General features: G+C 71.7%; 15 protein-coding genes. 12 read left to right on the forward strand and 3 right to left on the reverse strand.

The annotated features are described in order from the left end of the window. Positions 1-20: 20 nt before the first annotated feature. A complete protein-coding gene (locus ACLQ2W_RS30790) occupies positions 21-1,484 on the reverse strand; it encodes an endo-1,4-beta-xylanase (protein WP_425790998.1) in 1,464 nt (487 codons plus the stop codon). A 369-nt stretch (positions 1,485-1,853) separates the two neighbouring features. Between ACLQ2W_RS30790 and ACLQ2W_RS30795 the strand changes: the two genes are divergently transcribed. From ACLQ2W_RS30795 to ACLQ2W_RS30830, 8 genes are all read left to right on the forward strand, one after another. Then, positions 1,854-2,447, forward strand: coding sequence for a DedA family protein (locus ACLQ2W_RS30795; protein ID WP_425791000.1), 594 nt, complete (start codon positions 1,854-1,856; stop codon positions 2,445-2,447). A 136-nt stretch (positions 2,448-2,583) separates the two neighbouring features. Further along, the gene (locus ACLQ2W_RS30800; protein WP_425791002.1) at positions 2,584-4,965 is read left to right on the forward strand and encodes a glycoside hydrolase family 95 protein; all 2,382 of its coding nucleotides are present in this window, start codon (positions 2,584-2,586) and stop codon (positions 4,963-4,965) included. 195 nt (positions 4,966-5,160) lie between these two features. Beyond that, positions 5,161-6,204 carry a LacI family DNA-binding transcriptional regulator gene (locus tag ACLQ2W_RS30805; RefSeq protein ID WP_405093821.1) on the forward strand — a complete coding sequence of 348 codons (1,044 nt, stop codon included), beginning with the start codon at positions 5,161-5,163 and terminating at the stop codon, positions 6,202-6,204. A 78-nt stretch (positions 6,205-6,282) separates the two neighbouring features. Beyond that, positions 6,283-7,587, forward strand: a complete 1,305-nt coding sequence (locus ACLQ2W_RS30810) for an ABC transporter substrate-binding protein (RefSeq protein WP_425791004.1) — start codon at positions 6,283-6,285, stop codon at positions 7,585-7,587. 67 nt (positions 7,588-7,654) lie between these two features. Then, positions 7,655-8,671, forward strand: coding sequence for a carbohydrate ABC transporter permease (locus ACLQ2W_RS30815; RefSeq protein WP_425791006.1), 1,017 nt, complete (start codon positions 7,655-7,657; stop codon positions 8,669-8,671). 1 nt (position 8,672) lies between these two features. Next, positions 8,673-9,548 carry a carbohydrate ABC transporter permease gene (locus ACLQ2W_RS30820; RefSeq protein WP_425791008.1) on the forward strand — a complete coding sequence of 292 codons (876 nt, stop codon included), beginning with the start codon at positions 8,673-8,675 and terminating at the stop codon, positions 9,546-9,548. Further along, entirely contained in the window at positions 9,545-11,785 is a 2,241-nt protein-coding gene (gene yicI / locus ACLQ2W_RS30825) for an alpha-xylosidase (protein WP_425791010.1), read from the forward strand. Before ACLQ2W_RS30820 ends, yicI begins: the two co-directional genes overlap by 4 nt. Further along, positions 11,782-13,182: a GH1 family beta-glucosidase gene (locus ACLQ2W_RS30830; RefSeq protein WP_425791012.1), complete on the forward strand. Its 1,401-nt coding sequence runs from the start codon at positions 11,782-11,784 to the stop codon at positions 13,180-13,182. The genes yicI and ACLQ2W_RS30830 overlap by 4 nt, the downstream gene beginning before the upstream one ends. 12 nt (positions 13,183-13,194) lie before the next feature. On the opposite strand, the gene ACLQ2W_RS30835 is transcribed toward ACLQ2W_RS30830, so the two are convergent. Beyond that, positions 13,195-14,022, reverse strand: coding sequence for an SAM-dependent methyltransferase (locus tag ACLQ2W_RS30835; RefSeq protein WP_107155368.1), 828 nt, complete (start codon positions 14,020-14,022; stop codon positions 13,195-13,197). Between the two features lie 349 nt (positions 14,023-14,371). Here ACLQ2W_RS30835 and ACLQ2W_RS30840 point away from each other — a divergent pair, with 349 nt between their 5' ends. From ACLQ2W_RS30840 to ACLQ2W_RS30855, 4 genes are all read left to right on the forward strand, one after another. Then, a complete protein-coding gene (locus ACLQ2W_RS30840; RefSeq protein WP_425791015.1) occupies positions 14,372-15,775 on the forward strand; it encodes a protein kinase domain-containing protein in 1,404 nt (467 codons plus the stop codon). Positions 15,776-15,861: 86 nt separating this feature from the next. After that, the gene (locus ACLQ2W_RS30845) at positions 15,862-17,652 is read left to right on the forward strand and encodes an extracellular solute-binding protein (RefSeq protein ID WP_425791017.1); all 1,791 of its coding nucleotides are present in this window, start codon (positions 15,862-15,864) and stop codon (positions 17,650-17,652) included. Between the two features lie 224 nt (positions 17,653-17,876). Further along, on the forward strand, positions 17,877-19,127 hold the full coding sequence (locus ACLQ2W_RS30850; protein WP_425791019.1) for a cellulose-binding domain-containing protein: 1,251 nt from the start codon (positions 17,877-17,879) through the stop codon (positions 19,125-19,127). 16 nt (positions 19,128-19,143) lie between these two features. Next, a complete protein-coding gene (locus ACLQ2W_RS30855) occupies positions 19,144-20,235 on the forward strand; it encodes a cellulose-binding domain-containing protein (protein ID WP_425791021.1) in 1,092 nt (363 codons plus the stop codon). Positions 20,236-20,292: 57 nt separating this feature from the next. Here ACLQ2W_RS30855 and ACLQ2W_RS30860 read toward each other — a convergent pair whose 3' ends face one another. Next, the gene (locus ACLQ2W_RS30860) at positions 20,293-21,339 is read right to left on the reverse strand and encodes a LacI family DNA-binding transcriptional regulator (protein ID WP_405094218.1); all 1,047 of its coding nucleotides are present in this window, start codon (positions 21,337-21,339) and stop codon (positions 20,293-20,295) included. Between the last annotated feature and the right edge of the window lie 363 nt (positions 21,340-21,702).

Raw genomic sequence — 21,702 nt, forward strand, 5'->3', positions numbered from 1 at the left:
CATCCTCCACGTGTCGTCGGTCAGGGGCTGGTGCAGGAGAGGCCACCGGGGGCGGCGTTGCTGCTGCCGTTGACCAGGAATCCGAAGGTGGTCGAGGCGTTCGCGCCGAGGGAACCGTTGTAGTCGGCGTTGCGGACGCCGACCGTGCCGCTGGTGCCGGTGTTGACGCCGTTCCAGACGTTGGCGATGGTCTGCCCGCCGGCCAGCGTCAGCCGCACGGTCCAGCCGGTGAGCGTGGTGGAGCCGTTGTTGGTCACGGTGACCTCGCCCTGGAAGCCACCGCTCCAGCTGTTGACCATGCGGTACGTCGCGGTGCACGCCCCGGGCTGCCCGGTGGCGGGCGGCGTGGTCGGCGGGGTGGTGGTCGGCGGCACGGTGGTCGGCGGGGTCGTGGTCGGCGGCGCGGTGGTCGGCGGCGCGGTCGTGCCCGGCACCGTGGTGGAGGCGGCGTTGAGAGCGTCGCGCACGGCGCCGTACGCCGCCTTGGGGTTGCTGTTGCGGTCGAACAGCAGCGGGTTCTCGTTGCCACGCCAGGAGTCGCTGTCCCGGATGCCCCACGTCGTGATGCCGACGCAGCGGGGCACGTTCATGCAGGCCTGGGTGAGACCCTGGTACTGGCTGGTCGAGGCGTTGGTGACGTCGGCCTCGGTCAGCGCCACGTCGACGCCGAGGCCGGCGAAGCTGGACAGCGTGGTCTGGAAGGTGGACGGCAGCGAACTGCCACCGGTGAAGTGGGTCTGCAGACCGACGCAGTCGACCGGGACGCCCCGGGCCTTGAAGTCCTTGATCATGTTGTAGACGCCCTGCGTCTTGGCGTACGTCCAGTTCTCGATGTTGTAGTCGTTGTAGCAGAGCTTGACCGACGGGTCGGCGGCGCGCGCGGTCCGGAACGCCACCTCGATCCAGTCGTTGCCGGTGGACTGCAGGTTCGACGACCGCCGGCTGCCGTTCTCGGCGAACGCCTCGTTCACCACGTCCCAGTAGGCCAGTTTGCCCCGGTAGTGGGCCATCACGCCGTTGATGTGGTCGATCATCGCCTGCCGCAGGGCGCTGCCGCTGAGACTTCCCCAGAACCTCGGCTGCTGGGCGTGCCAGGCCAGCGTGTGACCCCGGACCCGCATGCCGTGCTGGGTGGCCCAGTTGTAGATCGCGTCACCGGCCCGGAAGTCGAACTGGCCCGGGTTGGGCTCGGTCGCGTCGGGCTTCATCTCGTTGACGGCCGTCATCATGTCGAACTCGCGGTTCGCGATGGTCAGGAAGCCCTGGTCGGTGAGCCGGTCACCGCCCATCGCGGCGCCGAAGTACCGTCCGCTGCGCTCGGCCGCGGCCTTCAGGGTGGTTCCGGGCGGGCCGCTGAGATCGGCGCGGGCGAAGGTGGCCACGGCCATCGAGGACACCGTGACCGCCAGGGCGCAGGCGCCGCCCAGGAGCAGCCGGACGGCGCTCCTGCTCCGGCGGCGCGGTCGATCGGGTACGTCGTTCATCTGTGCCTACTCCTCGGTGTGCGGTCTGGTCCGTTGCCGCGCACGGCACGGGATCCGGCCGGTCGACGGTCGGCGTACCGCGCTCGCGGTGGGACCAGCACGCGGCAGGTGACGCCGTCGTGGCGTCCACCCGGCCGCGTCCGAATCGGTGACCACCGGCCGGCTACCCGGTCCGCCGGTGGATGGCGAACACTCCGCGTCGTGCGCCCGGTCGGAGTGACGCTGCCCTGCCGCGATGCTATATCGAATCAATTCGATACGCGACAGGCCCGCGTCCCCGACGGGGTGAGCCGGCAGCCGTGGCCACCGGCCGACGCTCGCGCCGGCTAGGCTCGTCGACGTGGTGGGCCGCCTTCCCGGGACCGGCCGGTGAGCCCGTTCCGGCTGCTCACCGACCTGGTGAGCCACTACGGCTACCCGGGGCTCGCCCTGCTCGTCGGTGTCGAGGGCTTCGGCGTCCCGGCGCCGGGCCAGGCCGCGATCGTCCTCGCCGCCGGGTACGCGTCCCACGGCCGGCTGAGCGTCGTCGCCGTGGCGGCCACCGCGTTCCTGGCGGCGGTGGCCGGGGACAGCATCGGCTACCTGATCGGCCGTTACGGCGGCCGCCGGCTCGTCCTGCGCCACGGCCGCCGCCTGCGTCTGGACCCGGACCGGTTCGCCCGCCTGGAGGCCGTGATGAGCCGCCACGGCCCGAAGCTCGTCGCCGCCGCCCGCTTCGTCGACGGTCTGCGGCAGTTCAACGGGGTCGTCGCCGGCACCACCGGCATGCCGTGGCGGCGCTTCGTGGCCTACAACGCGCTCGGCGCCGCCGCCTGGGTGGGACTGTGGACCACGGCCGGCTACCTGACCGGCGACCACATGCGGGCCGTGCTCGTGGACCTGCACCGGTTCGGGTGGTACCTGATCGCCGGCGTGGTCGTTCTCACGCTCGCCTACGTCGGCTGGCGACTGGCCCGCCGGTGACGCCTTGCTCACGGACAGCGCCGCCGGTAGCGTCCCCGCAACACATCCGATGTGTGAACGACCGAGGGGTTGCCATGCCGTTCCTGACCACGAAAGCGCGGACCCGCCCCGACACCCCCGTCGCCGCGGCGCCGCGTTGACCGCCGGCACGGCTCCCGACCCGCCCGGCCCGCTCGCCGGACCGCCGCCGAGCGGCATGACCCTCTGGTACGACAAGCCCGCCACCGACTGGGAGTCGCAGTCACTGCCCATCGGCAACGGCGCCCTCGGCGCCTCGGTCTTCGGCGGGGTCCGGGCCGAACGGCTCCAGTTCAACGAGAAGTCGCTGTGGACCGGCGGCCCCGGCTCCCCCGGCTACGACTTCGGTGACTGGACCACGCCGCGCCCCGGCGCGATCGACGAGGTCCGGCAGCGGATCGACGCCGACACGCGGGTCGACCCGTCCTGGGTGGCCGGCAGGCTGGGACAGCCGAGGAGCGGGTTCGGCTGCTATCAGCCCTTCGGCGACGTGCGGCTGTCCTTCCCGGACGCGCCGGCCGACCACACCGACTACCGCCGGCAGCTCGACATCTCCGACGCCACGGCCGGCGTCGCGTACACCGCCGCCGGGGTCCGCCACACCCGCGAGTACTTCGCCTCCGCCCCCGACAACGTGCTGGTCGCCCGGCTCACCGCCGACCGGCCGGGCGGCATCGGGTGCACCGTGTCCGTCACCACCGCGTCCAACCGGTCACGGCGCCTCTCCGCCGCGTACGGGCGGATCACGTTCCGCGGACGCCTCGACGACAACGGGCTGCGCTTCGAGGCGCAGGTGCAGGTGGTCCACACCGGCGGCACCCGGGTCGACAACGACGACGGCACGGTCACCGTCGAGGGCGCGGACGCCGTCACGCTGATCCTGGCCGCCGGCACCGACTACGCCGACGACCATCCGACGTACCGGGGAGACGACCCGCACGCGGCGGTGACCGCGCGGGTCGACGCGGCGGCGGCCACGCCGTACCCGGCGTTGCGGGCCGCCCACGTCCGCGACCACCGGAAGCTGTTCCGGCGGCTCACGCTCGACATCGGCCAGCGGATGCCGGCCGTCCCCACCGATCAGCTCCTGCTCAGCTACCGGCGGGGGCGGGCGGACCGGGCCGCCCGCACGGCCCTGGAGGTGCTCTTCTTCCAGTACGGTCGCTACCTGCTCATCGCGTCCTCCCGGGCCGGCTCGCTGCCGGCGAACCTGCAGGGCGTCTGGAACGACTCGACCAGCCCGCCCTGGTCGGCGGACTACCACACCAACATCAACTTCCAGATGAACTACTGGCCCGCCGAGACGACGAACCTCGCCGAGACGACCCTGCCGTTCTTCGACCACGTCGACGCCATGGTCGCGCCCGGCCGGATCAGCGCCAGGAAGATCTACGACAACCGCGGCTGGGTGGTGCACAACGAGACGAACCCGTTCGGCTTCACCGGCGTGCACGACCACCCCACCTCGTTCTGGATGCCGGAGGCCGGGGCGTGGCTGGCGCAGCACTACCACGAGCACTACCGCTTCACCCGGGACGAGACGTTCCTGCGCGAGCGGGCGTACCCGCTGATGAAGGAGCTGGCCCGGTTCTGGCTCGACGAGCTGGTCGTCGACCCGCGCGACGGCAGGCTGGTGGTGAGCCCCAGCTTCTCCCCGGAGCACGGCGACTTCTCGGCCGGCGCGTCGATGTCCCAGCAGATCGTGTGGGACCTGCTGACCAACGTGTCAGAGGCCGCCGCGACGGTGGGCGAGCCGGACGCCGCGTTCCGCGACCGGATCGCCGAGACGCTGGCCAGGCTCGACCCGGGCCTCCGGGTCGGCTCGTGGGGGCAGTTGCGGGAATGGAAGGACGACTGGGACGACGAGGGCGACACGCACCGGCACGTGTCGCACCTGTTCGGCCTCTTTCCCGGCCGGCAGATCTGCCCGCTGACCACGCCCGGGTACGCCAGGGCGGCGGACGTCTCGCTGACCGCGCGGGGTGCCGGCGGCACCGGCTGGAGCAAGGCCTGGAAGATCAACTTCTGGGCCCGGCTGCGGCACGGCAACCACTCCCACCGGATACTCTCCGAGCTGCTCAGGTCGAGCACGCTCGACAACCTGTGGGACAACCACCCGCCGTTCCAGATCGACGGCAACTTCGGCGCCACCGCGGGGGTGGCGGAGATGCTGCTGCAGAGCCACCGCGGCGTCGTCGACGTGCTGCCCGCGCTCCCCGACGACTGGGCCGACGGCTCGGTCCGCGGCCTGCGCGCCCGCGGCGACGTCACGGTCGACGCCGAGTGGCGCGGGCGCACCGCGACCCGCATCACCCTGACCGCCGGCAGCGGCGGACCGCTGCGGGTCCGCAGCACCTTGTTCGACGGCCGGTTCCAGGTCACCGACCGCGCCACCCGCCGCCCGGTCGACGTCACCCGGGACGGGTCGGAGATCCGGTTCACCGCGACCGCCGGACACCGGTACGTGGCCGAGTCGCTCGCGCGGGTGACGACGGGGTGACCGGCCCGGGCCGCTACCGCCGGCCGTTCGACCGCCAGCCGGCCGGCCACCCTCGCGGACCGGCGGCGTGACGTCTTTCGACATCGGCTATTGACGTCGCCGTAACAGCGGCCTAGCGTCTGTCGAACCGCTTCGTCGAAGCGCTTCGACGATCATTCGAACGGCGGTGCCACGCCCGGCCGGAGGAGGTGCGCGATGGCCACCATGCACGACGTCGCCCGCCTGGCCCAGGTCTCGGTCAGCACCGTGTCCTACGTGCTCACCGGCACCCGGCCGATCTCCCCGGCCACCCGGGCCAAGGTGCGCGCCGCCATGACCGAGCTGGACTACCAGCCCAACGCCATGGCCCGCGGCCTGGCCAGCCGACGTAGTCGGATCCTGGGCCTGCTGCTGCCGATGGACGAGCGCGGCCTCGGCGCGACCGAGACGGCGTTCGTCACCGGGGCGGCCGCGGCGGCCAGCGCCGTCGGCTACCACCTGGTCCTGTCGCCCGTCGGGGGTGACGGCGACCTCGACGACCTGCGCCGGCTGGCCAGCCAGCGGATGTTCGACGGCGTCGTGCTGATGGAGGTGAAGCTCGCCGACGAGCGGGTCGCCGCGCTCCAGGAGGCCGGTGTGCCGCTGGTGCTCATCGGGCGCACCGGGGACACCGACGGCCTCTCCTACGTCGACATCGACTTCGGGCAGACCGTGCGGGAGGCGGTGGCGCACCTGGTCGGGCTGGGGCACCGGCAGATCGTCTACGTCAACCACTCGGCGCAGACCCTGACCCGCGGTTACGGCCCGGCGCTGCGTACCCGGGACGCCTTTGTCACGGCCATGACCGGCCACGGCCTGGAACCGGTCATGATCCCGGCCGAGGACAGCGCCGCCGGCGGCCGGGCGGCGCTGTCCGCCGCCCTGGCGCGGGCGCCGGGCCTGACGGCCGTGCTGGCCATGAACGAGACGGCGATCTTCGGCATCCTCGGCGAGCTGACCGCGCGGGGGCTGTCCGTGCCCGACGACGTCTCGGTCGTCTCGATGGTCACCTCGCCACAGGTAGCCGAGCTGGCCACCCCGGCGCTGACCGCGATGACGTCGCCCGGATCGGCGATGGGCCGGATCGCGATCGAGGCGCTGGTGCGTCACCTGGACGGGGGCGGCGACGAGCGCCACCAGCAACTGCTGCCGTGCGCGCTGGAGATCCGGGGCTCGACCGCAGCCCCACGAAGCCGCCAACTCATGGGGGCTGACCAGTAGAAACGGCCCGTCGCCGCGCGGCAACGCGACGACGGACCCAGTGAAGTACCGGCTCGATACTCAACGAGGAGGATAGCAATGCAGCGATTCCGCCGGATCGTCGCGGCGCTCGCCCTGGCGGCGACCGCGACGACCACCGTGGCCGCGTGCGGGGGCGACGACAGCGGTGACGACAGCGGGGCCAAGACCCTCAAGCTCTGGCACTACGAGGGCGAGAACAGCGCGATGGGGGTCGGCTGGGACCGGGCCATCGAGATCTTCAAGACCGAGCACCCGGGCGTGGAGGTGCGCTTCGAGCGCAAGGCGTTCGAGCAGATCCAGCAGAACGCCGGCATGATCATCAACTCGTCCGAAGGCCCGGACATCATGGAGTACAACAAGGGCAACGCGACGGCCGGGCTGCTGTCCTCCCAGGGCCTGCTCACCGACCTCAGCGACGAGGCGGAGAAGCGCGGCTGGGCCGGCAAGCTCAGCCCCAGCCTCCAGACCACCGCCCGCTACACCGACAAGGGTGTGATGGGGTCGGGCAACTGGTTCGGCGTGCCGAACTACGGCGAGTACGTCACGGTCTATTACAACAAGGACCTGTTCGACCGCAACGGCGTCCGGGTGCCCACCACCATGGCCGAGATGACGTCCGCGATGGACACCTTCGTCAGCAAGAAGATCACCCCGCTGGGCATGGCCGGCGCCGAGTACCCGGCCGGGCAGCTCTTCTACCAGCTCGCGCTGTCGAAGGCCGACCGGGCGTTCGTCGACGACTACCAGCTCTACAAGAACCCCGTCGACTTCAAGGCCGACCCGCTGAAGTACGGCGCGGACACCTTCGCCGACTGGGTGCGGAAGGGCTACGTGGCCAAGAACTCGGCGAGCCTCAAGGCCGAGGACATGGGCACCGCGTTCATCGCCGGCAAGACGCCGATGATCGTCTCGGGGAGCTGGTGGTACGGCCGCTTCAAGGCCGAGATGAAGGCCAACTGGGACACCTTCCTGTTCCCGGGCAACAGGCTGAACGCCGGCTCGTCCGGCAATCTCTGGGTCGTCCCGACGAACAGCAAGGCCAAGAGCCTGGCGTACGACTTCATCGACATCACCCTGCGTCCGGAGATCCAGGACCTGATCGGCAACCACGGTGGTGTCCCGGTGGCCGGTGACCCCGCCAGGATCACCGACCCGAAGGACCGCAAGCTGATCGAGGACTTCAACACGGTCAGCAAGCAGGACGGTCTGGCCTTCTACCCGGACTGGCCGGTGCCCGGCTACTACGACGTGCTGGTCGGCGGGTTCCAGGGACTGATCAACGGGTCCAAGTCCCCCGACCAGGTGCTCGACACGATCGCCAAGCCGTACGCCGACGGCGTCAAGGAGATCACCGGCAAGTGACACGGCGAGCGGCGGGCGCGACCGGCACGACCGGTGCGCCCGGCCGCCCCGCCGGGAAGGATCCGCCATGGCAGTCTCCGACACCGACACCGACACCGACACCGACACCGACACCGACACCGACACCGACACCGCCGCCGCGCCGTCCGCGGCGACCCCCGCCCCCGCTCCCCCGTCCCGCCGCCGACAGCGGGGCCGCGACGCGGCGTACTGGCTCTACCTGCTCCCCGGGGCGGCGCTGTTCGTCCTGGTCATCGGCGCGCCGCTGGTCGGCACCGGCTACCTGTCGCTGACCCGGTGGTCGGGCATCGGTGACCCTACGTTCGTCGGGTTGGACAACTACCGGCGGTTGCTGGACGACGAGGTGTTCTGGGCGTCGTTCCGCAACACCGTGGCGATGATCGTCGCGATGGTGGTGGTGCCGACAGTGCTCGGGCTGCTGCTCGCCTCGGTGCTCTTCGACGTCATCGGGCGTCGGTTCAAGCCGCGTACGGCGGCGGCGTTGCGGGCCGCGTTCTACCTGCCGCAGGTGCTGCCCGTGGTGGTCGCCGGCATCGTCTGGGGCTGGATCCTGCGCCCCGACGGCGCGTTCAACAGCCTGCTCGACGCGGTCGGGCTCGGGGCGCTGCGCCACGACTGGCTGGGCGACCCGGACACCGCGCTGCCGGTGGTGATGGCGGTGATGATCTGGGTGCAGATCGGCTACCCGGTGGTCGTGTTCATGGCGGCGTTGCAGCGGGTCGACCCGGAGCTGTACGAGGCGGCCGAGGTCGACGGGGCGAACTGGCTGCGCCGGTTCCGGGCGATCACGCTGCCGCAGATCCGGCCGGAGACGTTCGTGGTGGCGCTGACCTGCACCATCGCCGCGTTGAAGGTGTTCGGGCCGATCTTCGCGCTGACCCGGGGCGGCCCGGAGAACGCCACAAACGTGCCGTCGTACTTCGCGTACTACACGTTCTTCAAGAAGCTCCAGGTCGGGTACGGCTCCGCGATCTCCACCGTGCTCACCGTGATCATCGTCGTGGTGGCCGTGGTCTTCATCGGGGTGCAGGCCCGCAGCGAGCGCCGGGACCGGGGGATCTGACATGGCCATCACGATCACCGGTGCCCCGCCGCGCCGGCCGGTGCGCGACCGGCACCACCGGGGCGTCAGCCGGTGGGTGGTGCTCGCCGGCGTCACCATCGGCGCGCTCATCATGCTGGTGCCGTTCGCGTTCATGCTGCTCAACGCGTTCAAGTCGCCCGGTGACTACTCGTCGGGCGGCCCGCTGAGCTGGCCGACCGAGTTCTACACCAGGGGTCTGCGGACGTACTGGTCCGCTGTGAACTTCCCGCTCAAGCTGTGGAACTCGGCGCTGATCGCCGGGTCCGTGGCGGTGCTCGGCGTGGTCGTGTCGCTGCTCAACGCGTACGCCCTGGGCATCGGCCGGGTCCGCGGCCGGCTCTGGATCGTCGGGGTGTTCCTGCTGGCCAACATGCTGCCGCAGGAGGCGCTGATCTACCCGCTGTACTACGTGGCCAAGGAGATCGGCCTCTACAACACCCGACTGTCGGTGATCATCATCTTCACCGTCATCCAGAGCGCGTTCGGCACCTACCTGCTCGCCTCGGTGCTGGGTACGTTCCCGCGCTCCCTGCTGGAGGCCGCGGCGCTGGACGGCGCCGGCAAGTGGACGGTGCTGTGGCGGGTGGTCTTCCCCAACCTGCGGCCGACCCTCGCCGTCCTGCTCATCTTCTTCTTCATCTGGACCTGGAACGAGTTCCTCATCCCGCTGGTCATGCTGATCGACAACCAGACGCAGACCATCCCGGTCGCGCTCGCGTCGTTGCAGGGCGACCGCCTGATGGACGCCCCGACGACGAACGCCGGCGCGTTGCTCAGCCTGGTGCCGGCCATCCTCTTCTTCCTCATCTTCCAGCGCACTCTGGCGCGCGGCATCACGGCAGGAGCCGAGAAGTGAAGTTCACCGACGGGTACTGGCAACTGCGCCCGGGAGTCAGCGTGCTGCGCCCCGGCACGGTGGAATCGGTCGAGATGGACGAGCGCGGCTTCACCGTCTTCGCGCCGGCCGGTCAGATCAACGGCCGTGGCGACACGCTCAACCGGCCGGTCGTCACCGTCCGCTTCTTCTCCCCCGCGCCCGGCGTGGTCGGGGTGACCATCGGCCACCACAGCGGCGGGCTGCCCCGCGAACCCCACTTCGGGCTGCGCACCGACGACACCCACCCGGTCACCGTCGACATCACCGGGATCAGCGCGTCGCTGACCACCGGCGAGCTGACCGTCCGGGTCGCGCTCGTCGACGGGTGGCGGGTCGAGTTCCGGCACGGCGACCGGCTGGTCACGGCGTCCACCGGGCGCAGCGTCGGGATCGTCACCGACGGCGAGGGCCGCCGGTACGTGCACGAGCGGCTCGCGCTCGGCGTCGGCGAGACGGTGTACGGGCTGGGCGAGCGGTTCGGCCCGTTCGTGAAGAACGGCCAGACGGTCGACGTGTGGAACGCCGACGGCGGCACCGCCAGCGAGCAGGCGTACAAGAACGTGCCGTTCTACCTCAGCAGCGCCGGCTACGGGGTGTTCGTGGACCACCCGGAGCACGTGTCGTTCGAGGTCGGCTCCGAGGTCGTCGCGCAGACCCAGTTCAGCGTCGAGGGCCAGTCGCTGACCTACCACGTCGTCGACGGGCCCACCCCGAAGGACGTGCTGCGCCGCTACACGGCGCTGACCGGCCGACCGGCCCGGGTGCCCGCCTGGTCGTACGGGCTGTGGCTGTCCACGTCGTTCACCACGTCGTACGACGAGAAGACGGTGACCGAGTTCGTCGACGGGATGGCCGAGCGGAACCTGCCGCTGTCGGTGTTCCACTTCGACTGCTTCTGGATGCGCCAGTTCCACTGGGTCGACTTCGTCTGGGACCCGGCGACCTTCCCCGACCCCGAGGGCATGCTGCGCCGGCTGCACGAGCGCGGGCTGAAGGTGTGCGTGTGGATCAACCCGTACATCGCGCAGCGCTCGTACCTGTTCGAGGAGGGCCGCCGGGCCGGCTACCTGGTGCGCAACCCGGACGGCTCGGTGTGGCAGTGGGACAAGTGGCAGGCCGGCATGGCGCTCGTCGACTTCACCGACCCGGACGCGGTGGCCTGGTTCACCGGCAAGCTCAAGGCGCTGCTGGACATGGGCGTCGACTGCTTCAAGACCGACTTCGGTGAGCGCATCCCGACCGACGTGGTGTGGCACGACGGGTCGGACCCGCAACGCATGCACAACTACTACTCGTACCTCTACAACAAGGCGGTCTTCGAGCTGCTGGAGGCCGAGCGGGGCGAGGGCGAGGCGGTGCTGTTCGCCCGCTCGGCCACCGCCGGCGGCCAGCAGTTCCCGGTGCACTGGGGCGGCGACTGCGAGTCGACGTTCGTCGCGATGGCCGAGTCGCTGCGCGGCGGGCTGTCCCTGGCGTCGTCCGGCTTCGGCTACTGGAGCCACGACATCGGCGGCTTCGAGGGCACCCCCGACCCGGCGGTGTTCAAGCGTTGGATCGCGTTCGGCCTGCTCTCCTCGCACTCGCGGCTGCACGGCTCCGGCTCGTACCGGGTGCCGTGGGCGTACGACGAGGAGGCCGTGGACGTGCTGCGGCACTTCACCCGGCTCAAGCTCCGGCTGATGCCGTACCTGGCGGCGACCGCCGAGGAGGCGCACCGCGACGGCATTCCGATGATGCGCCCGATGGTCGTGGAGTTCCCGGACGATCCGGCCGTGGCGCACCTCGACCGGCAGTACATGCTCGGCTCCGACATCCTGGTCGCGCCGGTGCTCAGCGCCGACGGGCAGGTCACCTTCTACGTGCCCGCCGGCACCTGGACCCACCTGGTCAGCGGCGCGCAGCTCACCGGGCCGGCCTGGGTGACCGAGAAACACGAGTACGACAGCCTGCCGGTGCTGGTCCGGCCCGGCGCGGTCATCGGGTTCGGGGCGCGCTCCGACCGGCCCGACTACGACTGGGCCGACGGGGTGGAGCTGCGGCTCTACGCCCCGGCGGAGGGGCAACGGCAGCGGGTACGCATCCCGTCGCCCGGCGCGGGGCCGGGCACGGAGTTCGAGGTGGGCTTCCGCGACGGCGTGGCGACCGCCGAGCTGGTGGCGGGCGAGTCGTCGGCGTACCACTGCGTGGTGGCCGGCACGGAGAGGACGGGACGATGACGGCACGAGACTTCCCGGAGAGCTTCGTCTGGGGTTCGGCCACCGCGGCGTACCAGGTCGAGGGCGCGGCCACCGAGGACGGCCGCGGCCCGTCCATCTGGGACACCTACAGCCACACCCCCGGGCGTACGCTGGGCGGCGACACCGGGGACGTGGCCGCCGACCACTACCACCGGTGGCCGCAGGACCTCGACCACATCGCCGGGCTAGGGCTCGGCGCGTACCGTTTCTCGATCTCCTGGCCCCGGGTGCAGCCCGGCGGTGCCGGCCGGTTCAACGCCGCCGGCCTGGACTTCTACGCCCGGCTGGTCGACGGCCTGCTGGAGCGCGGCGTCCGACCGGTCGCGACCATGTACCACTGGGACCTGCCCCAGGAGCTGGAGGACGCCGGCGGGTGGCCGGCGCGGGAGACCGCGCTGCGCTTCCAGGAGTACGCGTCGGGGATCGTCTCGGCGCTCGGCGACCGGGTGCACACCTGGACCACGCTCAACGAGCCCTGGTGCTCGGCGTACCTGGGTTACGCCTCCGGCGTGCACGCGCCCGGCCGCACCGAACCGGCGGCCGCGCTGGCGGCGGTGCACCACCTGAACCTGGCGCACGGCCTGGCCGGACGGGTGGTCCGGGAGCTGGCGCCGAGCGCCGAGCTGTCGGTGACGCTGAACCTGCACGTCGTGCGCGGCGCGTCCGGCTCGGCCGCCGACTCCGACGCGGTCCGGCGGATCGACGCCCTCGCGAACCGGGCGTTCCTCGGCCCGATGCTGGACGGGGCGTACCCGGCCGACCTGCTGGCCGACACCGCCGCCGACACCGACTGGTCGTTCGTGCGCCCGGGTGACGAGAAGCTGATCGCGGTGCCGCTGGACGTGCTCGGTGTCAACTACTACGCCAGCACGCTGGTCCGGGCCTGGGACGGACACACGCCCCGCTCCGACGCCGACGGCCACGGCGCCTCGGCCCACACCCCGTGGGTGGGCGCCGACGACGTCGACTTCCTGCCGCAGCCCGGCCCGCACACGGCGATGGGGTGGAACATCGACCCGCCGGCCCTGACCGAGCTGCTGCTGCGGCTCCGGGACGAGTACCCGGGCCAGCCGTTGATGATCACCGAGAACGGCGCGGCGTTCGACGACGTGGTCTCGGCCGACGGACGGGTCCACGACGACCGGCGGATCGACTACCTGCGCCGGCACATCGGCGCGATGGCCGACGCCCGCGCGCGGGGCGCGGACGTCCGGGGCTACTTCGTCTGGTCGCTGCTGGACAACTTCGAGTGGGGTTACGGCTACGACCGCCGCTTCGGCATCATCCGCGTCGACTACGACACCCAGCAGCGCACCTGGAAGGACAGCGCCCACTGGTACCGCCACCTGGCCACCACCGGCCACCTCGACGGGTGACGCCCCGACGGCCTAGGGCTTGCGGGCGAGCAGACCGACGAAGGTGTGGTAGGTGTCGGTCTGCTTCGGCGCGGGCGTGCCCGGATCCGGACGCCACTCGGCCAGCGGCACCAGCCCCGGCTCCAGCACCGTCAGCCCGTCGGCGAAGGAGAGGATCTCCTCGTCGGTACGCCAACGGCCGGTGCCCAGCGACTCGTTGAAGACCCGCTCGACCTCGCGGGCCTTCCGGGAACCCTCCGGGTCCCGCTCGCCCGGGTCACGGAAGTGCGAGATCGCCACGTAACTGCCCGAGGGCAGCGCGTCGATCAGCTCCGCCGACACCGCGCGCGGCTCCTCGTCGTCGCCGAGGTGGTGCAGGATCGCGAAGAGCAACAACCCGACCGGCCGGTCGAAGTCGAGGAACCGGCGGACGTCCGGATCGTCGAGGATCTCCTGCGGTCGCCGGATGTCGGCCTGGATCACCGTCGCGGTGCCCTCCGCGGCGAGCAGGGCCCGCCCGTGCGTCAGGACGATCGGGTCGTTGTCCACGTACACCACCCGGGCGTTCGGGTTGTGCTCGGTGGCGACCTCGTGCACGTTGCCCTGGGTGGGGAGCCCCGACCCGAGGTCGAGGAACTGGTCGATGCCGGCCTCGGTGACCAGGAACCGGATCACCCGGCGCAGGAAGGCCCGGTTCGCCTGGCCGGCGGCCGGCCCGTCCGGGGTGATCCGCAGGGCGTGCTCGGCGACCTTCCGGTCGACCTCGAAGTTGTCCTTACCGCCCAGGAAGTAGTCGTAGACCCGGGCCACGCTGGGAACGGTGCGGTCGATTCCGCGGGGGGCGGCCTTGTCGCGGGTCACTGGCGTCTCCATCCGATCCTGGTCGGCGCACCGCGTGTCGGGTGCGGTTCCGGACTCTGTCGGGGAGTGTAGCGACCGGACGATGTGGATCGTCGCCCCGTTGGTATCGCTCCCAGCGGATCCGCCCCGCGACCAGGAAGCACACCGGCGGACGCGGCCCGGCGTGTCGGGGCCGGACGAAACGAACGGTCCCGGCCGCATGGCGCACGCCGGGTCGTGCCGTTACGCAGCCCCGCCGCCAGCGCTGATCTCCACCCGGGGTCGGACCTCTCCGCTCACCGGCGGCGACATGGCACGATGACCGTGTCCTGCGCCGCCGGTGGCCGGGCACGACACTGATGGAGTCGGGATGTCAGAACCGGCCGGCCCGCCGGTGCCAGGATTGGCCAGACTGTGGACGCACGACCCGGTCACCGCCGGGCGCTACCGGCTGGTCGGCCGGCTGGGCGCGGGTGGACAGGGGGTCGTCTACCTCGGCGAGGACGACGCCGGCGACCGGGTCGCGGTCAAGATGGTCAACGTCGATCTGAGTGATCCCCGGGCGCGGTCGCAGTTCGTGAAGGAGATCGCCGCCGCGCGCCGGGTCGCTCCGTTCTGCACCGCGCAGGTGCTCTTCGCCGAGGTGGACGGCGAGCAGCCCTACGTGGTCAGTGAGTTCATCGAGGGCCCGACCCTCCACCGGCACGTACGCGAGAACGGTCCTCTGGCCGGCAACGCCCTGCACCGGCTCGCGGTCGGCACGGTCACCGCGCTCGCCGCGATCCACAGCGCCGGCGTGGTGCACTGCGACCTGAAGCCGGACAATGTGGTGCTGGGCAGGGACGGTCCTCGGGTGATCGACTTCGGCATCGCCCGCGCGTTGGGTGTCACCGAGACGGCGTCCAGCCGGGTCATGGGGACCACCGCGTACATGGCGCCCGAGCGGTTCCGCAACGACGCGGTCGGTCCGCCCTGCGACGTCTTCGCCTGGGCGGCCACGATCGCCTTCGCCGCCGGCGGTCGGCCGCCGTTCGGCAACGACTCGCTCTTCGCCGTGATGCACCGGGTGCTGCACGATCCACCCGAGCTGCCGCCGTTGCCGCCCGTGCTGGACGAGCTGATCCGGGAGTGCCTGGCCAAGGATCCGGCGGATCGGCCGGACGCCGAGCGCGTGCTGGTGCGGCTGCTCCGGCAGGACGCCACGGTCACCGCGCCGCTGCGCCGGGAGAGCCTGCTCGAGGCCGGCAACGAGACCGCGGGCGCGCCGACGCCGAACCACCCGCTTCCCCCGGTCCCGCCGACGGCGCCGCAGCCGCGCCCGACTACGGCACCGCCGATGACTCCGACACCGCCGACGACGCCGTTCCGGGCCGGACCGACGCAGCCGGCTCACCCGCCGGTGGCGACCCAGCCGACACACCTGCCGATGGCGACCCGACCAGCACACCCGCCGACGGCGACCCAGCCGACATACCCGCCGATGGCGACCCAGCCGGCGCACCCGGCGAGGGCGACGCAGCCGGCGCACCCGGCGAGGGAGCCCGGCGTCGGCGCGGGCGCGGACGGCGCGTTGCGGCGGCTGCGTCGTGAGGCCCTCGACGCCTGGGGCATCTCCACCGCGCTCTTCCTCGGTTCGGCCGGCGCCGCCGCCGGCTACGTCGCGTCGAGCGCGATCGGCCCGGCCGCCGCGGTCGGGGCCGGCGCCTTCGTCGTGGTCTACCTGGTCCGGCTACTGATCGCGACCGCGCTCGGGGGACGATCCGACCACGGGTGACCCGGTGCGGTGGGGCCCCGGGGCGCGGGCTGGCGCCGCATCGATAGGTTGGCTGCCACCAGCCGCCCGCCGAGGAGGACGCCCCGATGACCCCATCCGCTACGCGTACGCGGCAGTGGTTGCCCTACACCGCCGCCGTCACCGCCGGGCTGGTGGTCATCGCCGGGGCGTTCGTGTTCGTCCGGCAGCGCGACGCGGGCAGCACCGGGGCGCGCACCGACTGCGCCACCACCCTCCAGGTCAACTCCTCGACGGAGAAGGCGGACCTGCTGGTCGAGCTGGCCGAGCGCTACAACCGCAGCAACCGGTCGGTCGAGGGTGGCGGGTGCGCCCAGGTGCACGTCAGCGCGTTGAACTCGGGCAAGGCCACCGAGGCGCTGGCCACCGACTGGGCCCGCACCGGCCTGCCGCAACCGCAGGTCTGGCTGCCGACGTCGAGCCTGTGGACCGGCCAGCTCCGGCTGCTCGACCAGGCCGCCGGGCGGGCGCCGCAGACCCCGGACCGCTACCCGTCGATCGCCAACAGCCCGCTGGTGATCGCGATGCCGCAGCCCAAGGCCGAGCTGGTACGCCGGCGCGGGCCGCTGGGCTGGGGCGAGATCCTGGGCCTGTCCGGGCGGGACGGGTGGGCCGGCTTCGGCAAGCCGGAGTGGGGCCGCTTCACCTTCGGCAAGGACAACCCCAACCTGTCCACCTCCGGGCTGGCCGCGACCATCGCCACCTACTACGCGGCGGTGCGACGGTCCAGCGACCTGACCCGCGCCGACCTGGCCGACCCCGCGGTCACCCAGTTCGTCCGCCGGATCGAGGCCAACGTGTCGCACTACAGCGACGACTCGGTGGACCTGCTGCGCAACCTCGCCGAGGCGGACCTGGCCGGCGGCGCGGGCAGCACCGACGACATGAGCGCCATCGTCCTGCAGGAGGAGCTGGTCGACCTCTACAACACGGGGGCGCTGAGCCCTCGGCAGGACGGGCAGGAGCGGGGCCGCCGGCCGAACGTCCCGCTGGTCGCCATCCATCCCAAGGAGGGCACGTTCAACCTGGACCACCCGTTCGTGGTGCTGCCCTCCGCCGACGAGCGGCAGCGCGCGGCGGCGGCCGACTTCCAGGCGTTCCTGACCGAGGACGCGCAGCAGAAGAGCTTCGCCCGCCTCGGCTTCCGGGACCACGAGCGCCGGGCGTCGGCGGAGCTGCTCGCCAGTGTCGGCGCCGAGCCCACCGGCGGACTGACCTACTTCGAGCCCCCGGACCCGCAGGTGGTCGGCGCGATGCTGGACGGCTGGCGCACGCTCCGCAAGAAGGCCAACATCCTGATCGCGCTGGACACGTCCGGGTCGATGCAGGCGAAGGTCGGCACCCGTACCCGGTTCCAGGTCGCCTCGGCGGCAGCGGGCAAGGGCCTCGCGCTGCTCAACTCCGAGGACCGGGTGGGGCTCTGGTCGTTCTCCTCGGAGACCAAGCAGCGGCCGAAGAGCCCGTACCGGACGGAGGTCCCGCTCGGCGGGTTCGACCAGAAGCGGATCAACAGCAAGATCGCCGGCCTGCACGTCGAGGGCGGCACCGCGCTCTACGCGACGGTCCGGGCCGCACACCGGGACCTGCTCGACCGGTACGACCCGCAGCGGATCAACGCGATCGTCGTGCTGACCGACGGCAAGAACGAGTACGGCCCGGACAACGACCTGGCCCGCCTGCTCGCCGAGGTCGCCCTGGACCCGCAGCGTCCGGTCAAGGTGTTCTGCATCGCCTTCGACCGGGAGTCGGACTTCACCACCCTGGACCGGATCGCCAAGGCGTCGTCCGGCAAGGCCTTCGACGCCACCGATCCGGCGACGATCGACGACGCGTTCGTGAAGCTGGTCAGCAGCTTCTGACGCTGCCCCGCGGCCCGGCCAGGGACTCCGTCGGCCTTGGCCTGCTCGGCCGGTTGCTGAGCGAACTCCACGAAATCTGCGCAGTCCCCCACGACATCGCGTACGCCTTGACGAAAACCTTTTCGGCAGCGATGGTTGTCGATGCATTGTCGGGTTACGAACCCGTTTCGAGCATCCCGGGGTGGCGGTCGGCCGGAGCCGCCACGCCGGCCGAGAGGAGAACCATGGCTTCATCGAGAAGCGGCGTACGGCTGGCGGTCTCCCTGACCGCCACGCTGGCCGCCACCGCCGGCGCGGCTCTCGTGGTCACCGGGGCGCAGGCCGCCGCGTCCGGTTGCCGCGTCGACTACCGGGTGACCAGCCAGTGGTCCGGCGGTTTCGGTGCCGACGTGACGGTCACCAACCTCGGCGACCCGGTCAACGGCTGGACGCTTGCCTGGTCCTACGCGGCCGGGCAGACGGTCTCGCAGGCGTGGAACGCGAGCGTCAGCCAGAGTGGCAGCCGGGTGACCGCGACGAACGCCGCCTACAACGGGTCCCTGGGCACCGGCGCCGCGGCGTCGTTCGGCTTCAACGGGGCCTTCACCGGGTCCAACCCGGCGCCCACCTCGTTCACCCTGAACGGCACGACGTGCACCGGCGCGCCGGGCACCCCGACACCGACCACGCCCGCACCGACCACGCCGGCCCCCACCCCCACCGCCGGCCCCACCACGCCACCCCCGGCCTCCGGCTGGAACCCGCCGGCGAACCTGGTCGGCCCGCTCAACCAGGTGTGGCAGCACGTGGAGCAGACCTACAACAACGGCAACCCGCTCGGCTTCCGCAACTACGGGTGGGACCAGCTCTTCGCGAACCGGGGCGCGATCAACTACTGCGTCCGGTGGGACTCGTCGGCCACCGTGACGGCCGCCCAACGCGACCAGGTCCAGGCCGCCCTGGCCCGCCAGTACCAGAAGTGGATGAACGTGATGGCCGGCCACAACGGCTTCCCCTACCGCGACGTGCCGGTGAAGGTGGTCGGCTGGGCGGTGCGGGACCGCAACCAGTTGCAGTGGTCGGACACCTCGGTCGACATCTACGTCAACAACATCCGGGAGAACGCGCCGCAGTGCAGCGAGCCGTGCGGCCGGTACTTCAACCAGAACGGCCAGTACCCGAACTGCCCGGGTGGCGCCACCCACCACTACGACCACTCGCTCTGGCTGACCGACGGCTTCGGCGGCGGCGCCGGCGGCGACTGGGGGCAACGGGTCGGTCGCGAGTACTTCATGGGCAACCTCGGCAGCGACAACATCCACATCCTGCTGCACGAGATCGGCCACACCTACGGCCTCGACGACTTCTACGACTGGGATCCGCTGCCCGGCCAGGGCTTCATCATGAAGGCCGGCAGCGCCACGACGATCACCGAGTTCGACACCTGGATGCTGCGCGACTGGTGGCGGCACCTCAAGAGCCGATACGGCTACTGACGGAGGAGGTCAGCCGATGCGTACCCGAAGGAATTCCTTCCGTCTCGCGGCGACGGCGCTCGCCGTGGTCCTGGCCGGCGCCGGCGTGGCGACCGGCGGCACCGGCCACGCGGCCGCCGCCGGGTGCCGGGTCGCCTACGCGGTCAGCTCCCAGTGGTCGGGCGGGTTCGGCGCGAACGTGACGGTCACCAACCTGGGCGACCCGATCAGCGGCTGGACGCTGCGCTGGTCGTTCACCGCCGGGCAGACCGTCACCCAGGCGTGGAACGCCACCGTGTCACAGAGCGGCGCCACGGTCACCGCGACCAACGTCTCCTACAACGGTGATCTGGGCACCGGCGCGTCCGCGTCGTTCGGCTTCAACGGAGCGTGGAACAACGCCGCCAACCCGGTCCCGGGCACGTTCACGCTCAACGGGGTCACCTGCACCGGCGGCACGTCGCCGACCCCGGCGCCACCGACCCCGACCGCCAACCCGACACCCACGCCGACCGTGACCGCTCCCCCACCCGGCGGCACGCCGCCGGTGCGGACCGTGCGCGTCTACTGGCTCAAGCCCTCCGACGTCGGGTACGACCAGCGGTGGCCGGACGGCATCGCCGCCGTGATGCGCGAGGCCCAGCGCTACTACCGGCAGGAACTGGGCAGGACGTTCACCCTGAACAGCCCGGTGGTGGAGGTGGTCGACGGCGACCACGTCAAGTCCTGGTACGAGAACACCCCCAACGGCTCCGAGCGGTACTGGTGGTCGGTGTTCAACATGCAGCAGGAGCTCATGCGCAAGCTGAGCCTGCGCTCCCCGGACAACCGCTGGCTCAACGTGGGTGAGATCAGCGCCGAGGGTCCGGGCGCCGGGGGTGGCGGCGGCGGTGGCTGGGTGATCCTGTGCCAGCACGACGCCGACGGCGCGGCCGGCGTGAACGGCCCGATGAACCGCTGGTACGGCGGCATGGTGCACGAACTCGGCCACGCGCTCGGCCTGCCGGACTCCACCTCGACCGACGGGACCCCGATGTCGGCCTCGTTCTACAACTACCCCAACACGCACTTCAGTCAGGCCCAGAAGGACCAGATCCTCGCCGGCCCGTACGGCGCCTTCCTGTCCTGACGCCCGCCGGCCGGCCCGACCCCGGACGGGTCGGGCCGGCCGAGGTCGGACCGCCCGTCACCCGAGGGGCGCGACCGGCAGCCGGCCCGGCCCGGTGGGGGCGACGACCGCACCGAGGTCGCCGGCCGGGCCGGTGGAGTCGCGCACGACCAGGCGTCCGGGGTGCCGGACGACGCCTCGTGCGGGATTGCCGTCCAGGGCGGCGAAGAGGTACCTGACCGCCGCGGCGCCGAGCTGTTCGAGGTTGAGGTCCACGGTGGTCAGCGGCGGCCGGCAGTCGGTGGCGAAGACCTCCCAGTTGTCGTACCCGACGATGGCCACGTCCTGGGGCGTGCGCCGGCCGAGGTCGCGCAGGGCCTCGATCGCGCCGGTCGCGATCTGGTCGTTGCCGCAGAAGATGGCGTCGGTGTCCGGCGAGGTGTTGATGACCATGGCCGCCGCCTGCCGCCCCCAACGCTGCGACCAGTCGCCGTAGCGGGGCCCGCCGCCGACCAGCGGCAGGCCCGCCTCGCGCAGCACCGCTTCCAGGCCGACCACCCGGTCCCGAGCGGCCCGGTAGGTCTGCGGACCGGTGATGTGCGCGATGCGGCGGCGGCCCAGCGAGACCAGGTGCTCGGCGGCGAGCCGCCCACCGCCCTCGTCGTCGGCCAGGAGGGAGAGATCCTCCGGGTCGTCCGACTCGCCGTAGACGTAGACCGCGGGCACCGGCAGGTCGCGGCGGAGCGACGGCCGGATGTCGTTGGAGTCGCCCAGGATCACGAACCCGTCGACCTGCCGGGAGAGCAGCGTGCGGATGTGGTGCTGGCGGCGGATGACGTCGCCACGGGCGTCGCACAGCAGCACGCACATCCGCTCGTTGCCCAACGCGTTCTCGACTCCACTGAGGACCGGGAAGGCGAAGCGTTCGCCGAGCGTCTCGGTGAGCAGTCCGACGGTGTGGGAGCGTCCGGAGATCAGCCCGCGAGCCAGCCCGTTGGGCTGGAACGAGAGCTGCTCGGCGGCCTGCTGCACCCGGCGGCGGGTGGCCGGGGCGACCTGCTCCCGGGCGTTGAGCGCCTTCGAGGCGGTGGCGACCGACACGCCGGCCAGCTTCGCCACATCCATCAGAGTCACCGACTGCGAACGTCGTCTACCCACCGGAATCCCTTCGGGGCCGGACCGGGGCTGGGCCATCGAGGCGTACCGACTATACCGGACGGCCGGATTTTGAAAAGGATTTCGAGAATCGGTTCGCATCGCCCGCCAGCGGCCCGCCCCGGGCGGACCCGCCGGGCCGGGTACCGAAAACTTTTCGGCCCTCGGCCAGTCGGATGCAGGCCGCAGACACCGGCCGGACCGGCGTCGCGACGATCCAATACATTGACATGGCCCGATCTGGTGATATGTTGCTGAAAAGGTTTTCGGTCAAGCCGGCGGGGCAGCCGGCCGGCCGGGCGAACGGTGGTCCGACGGCCGGGCGGCGACCAC

This window comes from Micromonospora sp. DT227 (genome assembly GCF_049841835.1).
GTDB lineage: Bacteria > Actinomycetota > Actinomycetes > Mycobacteriales > Micromonosporaceae > Micromonospora.

Bases quoted from the DNA above. Each gene is read 5' to 3' on its own strand.
- ACLQ2W_RS30790 (WP_425790998.1), bottom strand. From the start codon at position 1,484: ATGAACGACGTACCCGATCGACCGCGCCGCCGGAGCAGGAGCGCCGTC.
- ACLQ2W_RS30805 (WP_405093821.1), top strand. From the start codon at position 5,161: ATGGCCACCATGCACGACGTCGCCCGCCTGGCCCAGGTCTCGGTCAGC.
- ACLQ2W_RS30810 (WP_425791004.1), top strand. From the start codon at position 6,283: ATGCAGCGATTCCGCCGGATCGTCGCGGCGCTCGCCCTGGCGGCGACC.
- ACLQ2W_RS30815 (WP_425791006.1), top strand. From the start codon at position 7,655: ATGGCAGTCTCCGACACCGACACCGACACCGACACCGACACCGACACC.
- ACLQ2W_RS30820 (WP_425791008.1), top strand. From the start codon at position 8,673: ATGGCCATCACGATCACCGGTGCCCCGCCGCGCCGGCCGGTGCGCGAC.
- ACLQ2W_RS30830 (WP_425791012.1), top strand. From the start codon at position 11,782: ATGACGGCACGAGACTTCCCGGAGAGCTTCGTCTGGGGTTCGGCCACC.
- ACLQ2W_RS30840 (WP_425791015.1), top strand. From the start codon at position 14,372: ATGTCAGAACCGGCCGGCCCGCCGGTGCCAGGATTGGCCAGACTGTGG.
- ACLQ2W_RS30845 (WP_425791017.1), top strand. From the start codon at position 15,862: ATGACCCCATCCGCTACGCGTACGCGGCAGTGGTTGCCCTACACCGCC.
- ACLQ2W_RS30850 (WP_425791019.1), top strand. From the start codon at position 17,877: ATGGCTTCATCGAGAAGCGGCGTACGGCTGGCGGTCTCCCTGACCGCC.
- ACLQ2W_RS30855 (WP_425791021.1), top strand. From the start codon at position 19,144: ATGCGTACCCGAAGGAATTCCTTCCGTCTCGCGGCGACGGCGCTCGCC.
- ACLQ2W_RS30860 (WP_405094218.1), bottom strand. From the start codon at position 21,339: ATGGATGTGGCGAAGCTGGCCGGCGTGTCGGTCGCCACCGCCTCGAAG.